We start from the raw sequence: 10,814 nt of genomic DNA, 5'->3' as shown, positions 1-10,814 counted from the left end.
TATAAATTATACTTTTCCCCGCAACCGTCCCGTGTTAATTTGGGTCCGATACGCGCACAGCCCGTCCGGAGGTCTCCCATGAAACGAATGCTCGCCGCGGCCCTTTGCATGATCGCGCTCCTGTCCCCCGCCTCCCGCGCCGCCGAAAAGAAGACCCTTGCCGTCATGGGATTCGAATCCACCGACGGACAGGCCGAGCTCGGCGTCGCCGTGAGCGAGATCGTGCGCTCCGAGATCGCCGCGATGGCGGGCATTCCCTTCGTCGTGGTGGAGCGCGCCATGCTGAACGCGGTCATGAAGGAGCAGGAGCTTTCCCTCACCGGGCTCGTGAGCGATTCGAAGGCCGCGCAGATAGGCAGGCTCCTCGCCGCGGAAAACCTCGTCATGGGAAAAATCGTCGTGCTGGGGAACCAGTACCGCGTCACCGCGCGCATCGTCGAGACCGAGACATCCGTCGTGAAGAAAGAGGCCTTCGACGTCGTAACGAATACGGACGACCTCCCGCAGGCGGCCAAGGCCGTCGCCTACAGGCTGCTCGGAAAGGAGTACAAGTATACGCCCGCGGTGCGCGAAGGCGCGAAGAAGGGGACAAAGCGCGTTGAGACGGCCGGCGGAACATTCACCTACAGCAGCGTCTATACCGACGCGCGGGGAATGCATGCCGGCGGACGGATCGTCCTCACCTACAGCGGGACGGGCGTGACCGGGTACAACGAGGAGCCCATAGGACGCGCCGTGATGTCGGGGACGATTAGCGGCGACCTGCTCTCCGGGTACTACAAGGCGTCGTATGGGTACGGAAATTACACCTTCCGCGTTTCGGCGGACAGGACCGAGCTCGTGGGCGACTACTACCAGGTGAGCAACGGCGCGCACGGCGACTGGATCGCCGTCAAGGGCGAGGAATTCCGCCTGCCCAAGTCGCTCTACACCGGGAAGTGGAACGCGGGGGACGTCGCGCTCGTGAAATGGTCGGGCGACGCCTACTGGTATCCCGCGTCCATAGACGCCGTGAAGGACGACATGTATTTCGTGCGCTACCTGGACGGGGACAGCGAATGGCGCTTTGAAAAATATATCCGGGCGGAAAAGCTCGCGAAGGGCGACGTCGTCTTTGGCAACTTCAAGGGGAAGGGAAAATATTATCGCGGCAGGATCGCCGAGCGGGATGGTGACAATATCTTCATCAAGTACGACGACGGGGACGAGGAACGCACCGTCATAGGCCGGTTGCGTATCATCCTCCAGTAGCCGCGCGTTTTAACGCGCGATCCCGGGAAGGGGCGTGGATATATATCCGCGCCTTCTATGCCTCCCCGCGCGTTTCCGCGGTGAGGCGTGAGAAAAATCCGACCATGTAATCGTGACGTTCCCCCGCGACGCGCGCGCCCTCCGCCGTCTGCATGCGTTCCCGGACGAACTGGAGCTTCACCATGTACTCGCGGTAGGCCGTGTCCTCGCCGGAGTACGCGGTCGTGGACAGGATTTCCACGTCCGGGTTATGGAGCCGCGCGTTCACCTCCCCGGCGAACAGGAAGGCGCGCCCGATCCCCACCGCGCCTATGCTGTCGAGCTTGTCCGCGTCGTACAGGCACTTCGCCTCGATCGTGCGCGGCGCGTGATCGTTCCGGAATCGGTGCGAGAGAATGCAGTCCGCGACGTGCCGGGCGCGCGTCTCGTCGAGCCCCCTGCCGCGCAGGAACTCAAGGGCCATCGCGCTCCCCGCCTCCGCGTGGCAAATCTTTCCTCCCGAGGAGTCCTCGATGACGCGCGCTATGTCGTGCAGGTACGCAGCCAGGCGCACGATGAAAAGGTTCGCCCCCTCGAGGGACGCGATACGCGCGGCGAGCCGTTCCACGCGCTCAACGTGGTCCCATCCGTGGCTGGGTGCAAGGGGTCCCATCTGATCGCGCGCGTACGCGGCGGCGTCTTCGATCAAGCGGTCATCGGCATTCATGGGTGCGAGTGTGCGGCACGGCGCGCCGAAATCAATAGTTTTTCGCTGCCCAATAGGAACTTGTACTCGTGGCGTTCCACGAAGGGATGGTTCATTGGCGTCTTCGGTTTCATGATCGTAGCCTGCTCTCCGAATGGGATTCGCGGCGCCGCGCGGGCACGCCCTACGATCCGCATGATACGCACGGAGCGGAAAAAAGGTCAAAGACGATTTTGGGGTCCGATACGCGGGTCCATGCGCATCGGACCCCCCGCCGTTATCCGGAAAGTGCTTGTAAAATCGATATCCGAATATAGGATAGGGTTCCGAAACGAATTGAACCGCGCGCCCGACGAAACATGCGCAGCGTGCGAGAAGATCGCAATCATTGGAGGCGCCGATGCATGCTGAAAAATACCCCCTGCTTCTCGCCGCCATGATCTGCTGCGCGATGCTTTTTGCCGCACCGCCCGCCCGCGCCGTCGGCGTGAGCGCGGGCCTGGCGACCTGGTATGCGGACTGGGATACGGAGTCCCAATCCCCGGTCAATCCGGCCCTCATGTACGGACCGGTCCTGGGACTCGACCTCGGCAAAAAATGGTCGCTCAACAGCGTCTTCCTGATGGGAAATTTTAAATGGGAGACTCCCACCGGGGATGTATACGATTTCAGGTACGATTCCGACACCACCCTCAACTACGCGGTGTTCAGGTGGCTCAAGGTGTTCGCGGGCTTCAAGTACATGCGTTATGATGAGGATTACAAACCGATGTACGTCCCCTTCGCCGAGCGTGACATCTCAATCTATTCCTATGGTCCGGGGCTCGGCCTGGGGCTCACGATCCCGGTGTCAAATTCACTGTTCGTCCTGGGGAACTTTTCAGGGCTCTATCTCTGGGGAAAGTTTTCCGGGGACAGTACGCGGTTTATCAGTAAGGGCTATAACGCCGCGCTCTCGCTGGCGTACTACCTGCCCTGGCTTCCCATGACCATCACGGCCGGCTACCGCTACCAGTTGATAAAGGAAACATCGGACGTCTATACGGGCGGTTACTTTCTTTTAAAGTTCTCCGGTTTCACATTTTCGGCGGTGTACCATTTCAGCGCGGGGGACGATGAATAGGCCGGCAGGGCATGACGCGCGCCCCCAGGCGGATCGGGATGAAATATGAAAACGGATAAAGGGAGGCCTGGAATGAAAAATAAGATCGCATCGTGTGTTGTCGTCCTGGCGGCATCGGCAATGGTGCTGCTCGCGGCCGTGCCCGCCGGCGCCGTCGGCGTGAGCGCGGGAGCGTCGACCTGGTACGCGTGGTGGGGGTATACCCCGCACCAGGGAAATGGCGATTTCGATCCCGGCCTGCTCTACGGTCCCGTCGTGGGGATCGATTTCGCGAAGCACTGGTCCGTCACCAGCGTGTTCCTTACGGGAAACCTGGGGGAGCGTTTTGACGGGCTCCCGGACCTCCGGTACCGGCGCTACGATTCCGATACCACGGTAGGTTATTCCTTCGCCCGCTATTTCAAGATCTTCGCCGGTTTCAAGTATGTCAGGTTCGATGACGACTCGTCGGGCGGTTCCACGCCGATATTCGGCTCCGCAAACCAGAACTTCTATACCATGGGACCGGGGGCGGGCCTGAGCTGCCTGGTACCGCTCACCGATACGCTTTTCGGGATCCTGAATTTTTCGGGTCTCTACTGCTACGGGAAGTACAAGGACCCCTCGGTAAGCGACAATACAAAAGACCTGGGCTACAATATTACCGCCGCGATCGCCTGGCATTATGCCCCAGCATCGGTGACGCTCACCCTGGGTGGACGGTACCAGTACCTGGACTCCCGCTACGACACCATGACCTACGATTCGAAGACGAAGTTTTACGGGATCACCTTCTCGGCGGTGTATCATTTCAGGATGGGGGATTCCGAGTAGCGCGCGCTTTATCAAATGTTCCCATTCAGCCCGGGGGCCGGGGAACAGCTCCGTAAGTCGCACCTCAGGGTGCGGCCGTTTCGTTTTCGGGGTGACCGGGGCCTTTTGTATTTCGCATAACGTATAAAACGAATATAGTTCATTCGGAGAAGATAGGATGAAGAAAAATATCTTGATGGCATTTATGGCGGGTACAATTGCGGCAGGCATCTTGTTCGCAGGAACGGTTCCCGGGCATGCGGTGGGTATGAGCGTCGGGGCAAATATGTGGTATGTGCAGTGGAAAACGACGCCGTCCAGCGGTAATGACATCGATCCCGGCCTTATGTACGGTCCTGTGCTCGGTCTCGACCTGGCAAAAAAATGGTCGCTGACCAGCGTGTTACTTACAGGTAACTTCAAGCTTCATGCCGATGACGCTTACAGTCCTCAAGTTAATTATCGCCGTTACGATTCCGATACGACGTTAAATTATTCCATCAACAAATGGCTGAAGGTTTTCGGCGGGTTTAAGTATGTACGGTATGATATGAAATTAGGCAGCCTCGCAGAAATGGGAGACCTGCTTATGCCGTTTGAAAGCGGAGATTTCAAGCACCTCTCCTACGGACCGGGCGCGGGAATCGGTATTACGCTTCCGCTTTCCGATTCGTTTTTTTTGCTCGGCAACGGGTCCCTGTTGTATTTATACGGCAAGAACAGCACTTCTGCGGCAGCCGATTCGCGTTTCATCGATAAGGGATACAACGCAACGCTGATTCTCGCGTATTACCTTGATTCGATTTCCACCACGTTGTCCGCGGGAGGGCGTTACCAGTATTTCAGGGAAGAGAACGCGCATTCGAATGATACTACGATGCGGTTTTATGGCGTTACCGTCTCCGCGATCTACCATTTCAACCTGGGTAACGGGGTGTAGTCCACGGGGCCGCACCTGCTCGGTGCGGCTTTCCCGTATTCAGTGTGACCCATGTCCAGTGTATGGCGCATAACGGGAAGAAGAGGTTTATTATCAATAACGAGAGGATTGCGATGAAGAGAAGAGCATTGATGGCATTGATGGTGTGTGTCGTCGCGGCCGGCGTCCTGTTCACGGGAACGATCGCCGCTCACGCGGCGGGCATGAGCGTGGGGGCGAGCACGTGGTACTGGAAATGGAACATATCCCCTGAGGCGGAACGGTCGTTCGAACCGGGTCTCATGTACGGGCCCGTCCTGGGACTCGACTGGGGGAAGAACTGGTCGCTCACGAGCGTATTTCTCACGGGGACCTTCCGGATGGAAAACGAAATGATTCCATGGTACGCCTATCCCCGTCGCTACGATTCCGACACGACCCTGAACTATTCGGTGCTCAGGTGGCTCAAGGTGTTTGGCGGCTTCAAGTACATGCGCTATGACACCTATGCACCTGAAACGGGTAAGACCACAGGTTTGTTCGAGGATACCGATATGCGGCACTTTTCCTACGGCCCCGGACTGGGAATCGGGCTTACGCTGCCGGTTTCCGATTCGTTCTTCGCGCTGGCCAATGTCTCGGCGATGTATCTCTCCGGAAGGGAAGCGTTTGAGAATCCGGTGATGTCCGGCAACAATTTGGAAATAAAGGAAACCGGTTTCAATTCGACCGTATCGCTCGCGTATTACGCGGCCTCGGTTGCGACTACATTTTCGCTGGGCGTGCGCTACCAGTATTTCCTGACAAGATATCATTCGGACAATCCAGGTAGGAGCGTCGCGAATGACCATTCCACCTTCTACGGGATTACCTTTTCGGCCGTGTACCACTTCGGGCTGGGAGGCGAAGAATAATACTCTCAGTATGCATCCCTGCACGATACCCCCGTTTCGGGCGGAATCGTGCAGTGTGGCTTGAGCCCCCAGGTCGGTCCAGGGGAATTAACTAATCAGGTAAGGTATATGATAAAGAAAACAACATTTACGGCTATTTTTACTTTCATTGCGGTCTGCGGCATGCTGTTTGCGGGAGCGGCTCCCGTATCCGCGCTGGGGATGAGCGTGGGCGTGAACACGTGGTACACCACGTTTGATATATCGCCTTCCGGGGGTGAAGACGTTGATCCCGGTTTCCTGTACGGCCCCGTCATCGGCCTGGACTGGGGAAAGAACTGGTCGCTTACGAGCGTGTTGCTGACGGGTAATTTTAAGCATCATTCACCGGATACCAGCGTGCCGGTGTTCAATGAACGCCGCTATGATTCCGATACGACGCTCAATTATTCGATAAATAAATGGCTGAAGGTGTTCGGCGGATTCAAGTACAGCAGGTTCGACGCCCACGAATCCCTGAATGCGGACGAATACGGTCGACTCCTGATGCCGTTCGAGCAGGGGAATTCAAGATTTATCTCGTATGGACCGGGCGCCGGAATAGGGATATCGCTCCCTCTTGCGGACTCGCTCTTCGTGGTGGGAAACTTTTCCCTTCTGTACCTGGTAGGAAAAGAAACCGAGCCGGCGGGGATGGGGCTCGAAAATAAAAGATTCACCGATACCGGCTTCAATACGACAGTGCAGCTTGCCTATTACCTTGATTCGTATTCAACGACGTTGTTGGCGGGAGTGCGCTACCAATACTTCAAGGAAGAATACTCGAATTCGGAGGCCAAATTCGCATTCCTGGGGGTTACCGTTTCGGCGATCTATCATTTCAGCCTGGGCGGTGAAGAATAGGAAGAGCCGGTATGAAGAGCGAGTAACTAATTGAGGGGATCGCAGGGCCGCACCGTGGGGTGCGGCCTTTTCATTTTCATCTTGACCCGCCTGTCACACGGTGTATAAGAGAAGAGTGCAATTATACTGATCAAGGAGTATGGGATGAAGGAAAAAGCATTTATGGTTTTCATGGCGTGCGCGGTTGCCGCGTGTGCCCTGTTCGCGGGAACGGTTCCCGGGCACGCCGCGGGGATGAGCGTGGGGGTGAACACGTGGTATTCTACGTGGGACATGGCGCCCTCTTCGGAACTAAGCTATGATTCAAGCCTCATGTACGGTCCGGTGCTGGGCGTGGATTGGGGGAAGAAATGGTCCATCACCTGCGTGCTGCTCACGGCTGATTACAAGGCGACGCTGGATGTGATGCCCGGTTTCAGCATTCCAATACATTTGAGGCGCTATGATTCCGACACGACGCTCAACTATTCGATTTTAAAATGGCTCAAGGTGTTCGGCGGCATCAAGTATATGCGCTACGATACCCGGGAAACTGGGGAATCCGTACCCGTATTCGGCTCGGCAGATAGCAGGCACTATTCATACGGCCCCGGACTGGGGATTGGCCTTACCCTGCCCATAACGGATTCCCTGTTCGCGCTCGTGAACCTGTCGGGGATGTACTTGAAAGGGAAGGAGTCAACAAAACTTGACGATAGCAACCTGACCGAAACCGGAATCAATACCACGGCATCAATCGCGTATTATGCCGCGTCAATATCGACCACGTTCGCCCTTGGCGGGCGCTACCAGTATTTTAAATCGGATACCGACCTGGCCGGTGCGGTAACCAACGAATTGACGTTCTACGGGATCACCTTCTCGGCCGTGTATCATTTTGGGCTGGGCGGAGAAGAGTAACCGGCCACCCGTCACTCCCCATATCCGGCGCGGGATGGCATAATGCCCTCCCGCGGTTGAAATGCGCCTCGCTCCGATAGTATATTGAACCACATCTGTTCAAGACTATCCAAGCGAGGCGATTTTATGAGGACAATCCTGAATTTTTTGGCATTTGCAACACTTACCTGCGCGGCGATCCTTCTCTCCCGCGAGAACGCCGGGGCGGTCGGTATGAGCGCGGGCGCGACCGCCTGGTACACCCAGTGGAAGACCGATGCCCAGGATTCGCCCGAGATCAATCCCGGCCTGTTGTACGGGCCCGTGCTAGGCGTCGATTTCGCGGAGCGATGGTCGGTAACGAGCGTATTCCTCACCGGGAGCTTCGAGGCGGACCCCGTCGCAGGCGCTTCCCCCCATTTCAGGCGGTACGATTCGGACACGACTCTGAATTTCGCGCTGTCGCGATGGTTCAAGGTGTTCGGCGGGCTCAAGTACATGAGGTACGATTTCTCGTTCACTGAAAACGTCCCCCTCTTCGAAACGTCGGAATTCTACCATTACGCGTACGGTCCGGGGTTAGGGATCGGCGTTACGCTGCCCGTCACGGATTCCCTGTTCGCCCTTGTGAACGTCTCCGGGATGTACCTTGCGGGGAAAACCGGCGGCGACACGGTCCAGAGCCAGGACTGGACGGAATACGGATTGAATACCACCGCGTCGCTGGCCTGGTATCTCGCGTCCCTGTCCACGACGCTATCAGCCGGGATTCGGTACCAGCGGGTGAGCTTCAGCAACGACGCAGGATCGGGCAGCGAGGAAACGCACAGCTTTTTGGGGGTTACCGTTTCTGCAATATATCACTTCAGCCTGTGAATTGGAGCTTCATACGGAACCCTTGGACGACAATGCATCAATCCATTGACGCCTTCCAAAGCGAGATGTGGAGATAACGGGCACCATGAAGGCGCGGATTCGAATCCGCGCCTTCATGGTGCCCGTTACCTGAGCATCAGCGACGCGGGACTGACCTCGACGAGGACCAGTTTCTTATGTCGATTCCGCACGCACGCGCGGAAGGGGATACTCAGTTCTCAATGTAAACGGCGAGTATCTGCGACAGCTCAAACTGGGGCTCGTCGAACCTGACCGCCATGAAATGCTTCCCGTTATCCCCGCCGGGACCCTCGCCCGGGCCCGACCGCAGCACTACGCCGCGGGCGAGGTGGGATTTCCCGTTCCGGCCGTCCCCGATCTCGATCGAGAGCGCCAGGGGTGTTCCGGGATGCTCCCCGCGTTCGGCTTGAATGAAGGTTCCGCCAAGGCTTAAATTGGTCGCGATCCCGGGAACGGGCGCCGCGGGGTCACGGTCGGCCCGCGCGAACTCAACGCGCAGGCGGGTGTTACAGCGCGGAAAAGACCGGTTGTTATCCATGTGTTCCTTCCAATGTATCCGCGAAGCCCGGCTCGTGCTGAGCCCGCGTGATTGTACAATCACGCAGTCGAAGCGCTAGTCGATGCGCAGTATGGTGAGAAACGCCTCCTGCGGAATTTCGACCGAGCCGATGAGCTTCATGCGTTTTTTGCCCTCTTTCTGTTTTTCGAGGAGCTTGCGTTTCCTGGTGATGTCGCCGCCGTAGCACTTGGCGGTGACGTTTTTCCCCATCGCGCCTATGTTTTCGCGCGCGATTATCTTCGCCCCCACGGCCGCCTGGAGGGGTATCTTGAACTGGTGACGCGGTATGATGTCCTTGAGTTTCTCGATGATCTCCTTGCCGCGGTAATACGACTTGTCCCGGTGCACGATGAAGGAAAGCGCGTCCACGGGCTCCGCGTTCACCAGTATGTCGACCTTCACCATGTCCGAGACCCGGTAGTCCTTGAATTCGTAATCGAAGGACGCGTATCCCCGGGAGTAGCTTTTCAGCTTGTCGTAGAAATTGAACACGATTTCGGAGAGGGGAAGCTCGTAGTGGAGGTTCACCCGGCTCGAATCGATGTATTCCATGTTGACGTGCACGCCCCGGCAGTCCGTCACAAGCGCCATGATGTTGCCCACGTATTCGGTGGGGGTTATGATGGTGGCGGTCACGTACGGCTCCTCGATGCGCTCGATGAAACCGGGATCGGGCATCTTCACGGGGTTGTCGAAATACTGCTCCTCGCCACGCTGGGTGATGATGCGGTACTTCACGCTGGGCGCCGTGGTCACCAGTGCCAGGTCGAACTCGCGCTCAAGGCGCTCCTGCACGATCTCCATATGTAAAAGGCCCAGGTAGCCGCAGCGGAACCCGAAGCCGAGCGCGTACGAGTTGTCGGCCTCGAAGGTGAGGGAAGCGTCGTTCAGGCGGAGCTTGTAGAGCGCGTCCTTGAGCTCCTCGTACTCGTCGCTGTACATGGGATACAGGCCCGAAAAGACCATGGGCTTCACGTCCTTGAAGCCCTGGAGTGCCGCGGGGCAGGGGCGCTCCGCGTGCGTGATTGTGTCGCCGATCTTCGTGTCGACGACGGTCTTGATCCCGGCGATGATGTAGCCCACGTCCCCCGGGATGAGCACGTCGCGCTTCTCGCGCTCCAGCCGGAAAATGCCCACCTCCGTCACCTCGTACTGGCGCTCGGTGGAGTACATCTTGATCTGGTCCCCCTTGCGCACTTGGCCATCAAAGATGCGCACCTTGACGACCGCCCCCACGTACTTGTCGAAAAACGAGTCGAAGATGAGCGCGGTCAGCGGCGCGTCCGGGTCTCCCTTCGGGGAAGGTATATCAGACACGATGCGCTCGAGGAGCTCGTCGATTCCCGTGCCCTCGCGCGCCGATACCGGGACCGCCTTCTCGGGATCGAGCCCCAGGGTTTTCCGGATGCTCTCTTTGGTCCTTGGTATATCGGCGCTCGCCATGTCGATCTTGTTGATGACGGGGAGTATCTCGAGGTCGTTCTCGAGCGCGAGGTAGAGGTTCGCGATCGTCTGCGCCTCGACCCCCTGCGACGCGTCGACCACGAGGATCACGCCGTCGCAGGCCGCGAGGGCGCGCGACACCTCGTAGGTGAAGTCCACGTGGCCGGGGGTGTCGATCAGGTTGAAAACGTACTCGCTCCCGTCCTTCGCGCGGTGGTTCAGCGTGATCGCGTTCGACTTGATCGTGATGCCGCGCTCGCGCTCGATGTCCATGGTGTCGAGCATTTGCTCGACGTGCGCCCGCCGTTCAACGATCTGGCATTTCTCGATGAGGCGGTCGGCCAGGGTGGACTTGCCGTGGTCGATGTGCGCGATGATTGAAAAGTTCCTTATATGACCTAAATCCATGAGTGGATACTCCGGTTAAGTTTTCTCCATATGCAAGCATTTTTTGTTTGAATAATTGAAAG

Annotated in this window: 11 protein-coding genes; 8 read left to right on the top strand and 3 right to left on the bottom strand. The window is 57.8% G+C overall.

Annotation, left to right across the window (positions count from 1 at the left end):
• Positions 1-78: 78 nt before the first annotated feature.
• A complete protein-coding gene (locus EPN93_00850) occupies positions 79-1,251 on the top strand; it encodes a hypothetical protein (protein TAL39825.1) in 1,173 nt (390 codons plus the stop codon).
• A gap of 55 nt (positions 1,252-1,306) precedes the next feature.
• Here EPN93_00850 and EPN93_00845 read toward each other — a convergent pair whose 3' ends face one another.
• Positions 1,307-2,374 (bottom strand): HD domain-containing protein, encoded by a 1,068-nt coding sequence (locus EPN93_00845; GenBank protein TAL39824.1) that lies wholly within the window; start codon positions 2,372-2,374, stop codon positions 1,307-1,309.
• Between EPN93_00845 and EPN93_00840 the strand changes: the two genes are divergently transcribed.
• The 7 genes from EPN93_00840 to EPN93_00810 all read left to right on the top strand — a co-directional run bounded on the left by EPN93_00840 (position 2,337) and on the right by EPN93_00810 (position 8,321).
• Positions 2,337-3,059, top strand: coding sequence for a hypothetical protein (locus tag EPN93_00840; GenBank protein ID TAL39823.1), 723 nt, complete (start codon positions 2,337-2,339; stop codon positions 3,057-3,059). The two genes, EPN93_00845 and EPN93_00840, sit on opposite strands and share 38 nt — an antisense overlap.
• A gap of 72 nt (positions 3,060-3,131) precedes the next feature.
• A complete protein-coding gene (locus tag EPN93_00835; GenBank protein TAL39822.1) occupies positions 3,132-3,872 on the top strand; it encodes a hypothetical protein in 741 nt (246 codons plus the stop codon).
• A 157-nt stretch (positions 3,873-4,029) separates the two neighbouring features.
• Positions 4,030-4,791: a hypothetical protein gene (locus tag EPN93_00830; GenBank protein TAL39821.1), complete on the top strand. Its 762-nt coding sequence runs from the start codon at positions 4,030-4,032 to the stop codon at positions 4,789-4,791.
• A 62-nt stretch (positions 4,792-4,853) separates the two neighbouring features.
• Positions 4,854-5,684, top strand: a complete 831-nt coding sequence (locus EPN93_00825) for a hypothetical protein (GenBank protein TAL39820.1) — start codon at positions 4,854-4,856, stop codon at positions 5,682-5,684.
• A gap of 162 nt (positions 5,685-5,846) precedes the next feature.
• Positions 5,847-6,566, top strand: a complete 720-nt coding sequence (locus tag EPN93_00820; protein ID TAL39819.1) for a hypothetical protein — start codon at positions 5,847-5,849, stop codon at positions 6,564-6,566.
• 144 nt (positions 6,567-6,710) lie between these two features.
• Positions 6,711-7,466, top strand: coding sequence for a hypothetical protein (locus EPN93_00815; protein TAL39818.1), 756 nt, complete (start codon positions 6,711-6,713; stop codon positions 7,464-7,466).
• Positions 7,467-7,613: 147 nt separating this feature from the next.
• Positions 7,614-8,321: a hypothetical protein gene (locus EPN93_00810; GenBank protein TAL39817.1), complete on the top strand. Its 708-nt coding sequence runs from the start codon at positions 7,614-7,616 to the stop codon at positions 8,319-8,321.
• A 211-nt stretch (positions 8,322-8,532) separates the two neighbouring features.
• On the opposite strand, the gene EPN93_00805 is transcribed toward EPN93_00810, so the two are convergent.
• Together EPN93_00805 and EPN93_00800 are read right to left on the bottom strand one after the other, a co-directional pair.
• Positions 8,533-8,880 (bottom strand): hypothetical protein, encoded by a 348-nt coding sequence (locus tag EPN93_00805; GenBank protein ID TAL39816.1) that lies wholly within the window; start codon positions 8,878-8,880, stop codon positions 8,533-8,535.
• 75 nt (positions 8,881-8,955) lie between these two features.
• Positions 8,956-10,752 (bottom strand): elongation factor 4, encoded by a 1,797-nt coding sequence (locus tag EPN93_00800; GenBank protein ID TAL39815.1) that lies wholly within the window; start codon positions 10,750-10,752, stop codon positions 8,956-8,958.
• Positions 10,753-10,814: the final 62 nt, after the last annotated feature.

The sequence above is a fragment of the Spirochaetota bacterium genome (genome assembly GCA_004297825.1).
Classification (GTDB): Bacteria; Spirochaetota; UBA4802; order UBA4802; family UBA5368; genus FW300-bin19.
This window is presented reverse-complemented; position numbering and strand designations above follow the sequence as displayed.

What these genes read in the sequence shown, in the direction of transcription:
- EPN93_00815 (TAL39818.1), top strand. Translation starts at nt 6,711, where the DNA reads ATGAAGGAAAAAGCATTTATGGTTTTCATGGCGTGCGCGGTTGCCGCG.
- EPN93_00805 (TAL39816.1), bottom strand. Translation starts at nt 8,880, where the DNA reads ATGGATAACAACCGGTCTTTTCCGCGCTGTAACACCCGCCTGCGCGTT.
- EPN93_00850 (TAL39825.1), top strand. Translation starts at nt 79, where the DNA reads ATGAAACGAATGCTCGCCGCGGCCCTTTGCATGATCGCGCTCCTGTCC.
- EPN93_00845 (TAL39824.1), bottom strand. Translation starts at nt 2,374, where the DNA reads ATGGCGGCGAGAAGCAGGGGGTATTTTTCAGCATGCATCGGCGCCTCC.
- EPN93_00835 (TAL39822.1), top strand. Translation starts at nt 3,132, where the DNA reads ATGAAAAATAAGATCGCATCGTGTGTTGTCGTCCTGGCGGCATCGGCA.
- EPN93_00840 (TAL39823.1), top strand. Translation starts at nt 2,337, where the DNA reads ATGCATGCTGAAAAATACCCCCTGCTTCTCGCCGCCATGATCTGCTGC.
- EPN93_00800 (TAL39815.1), bottom strand. Translation starts at nt 10,752, where the DNA reads ATGGATTTAGGTCATATAAGGAACTTTTCAATCATCGCGCACATCGAC.
- EPN93_00820 (TAL39819.1), top strand. Translation starts at nt 5,847, where the DNA reads ATGCTGTTTGCGGGAGCGGCTCCCGTATCCGCGCTGGGGATGAGCGTG.
- EPN93_00830 (TAL39821.1), top strand. Translation starts at nt 4,030, where the DNA reads ATGAAGAAAAATATCTTGATGGCATTTATGGCGGGTACAATTGCGGCA.
- EPN93_00825 (TAL39820.1), top strand. Translation starts at nt 4,854, where the DNA reads ATGGCGCATAACGGGAAGAAGAGGTTTATTATCAATAACGAGAGGATT.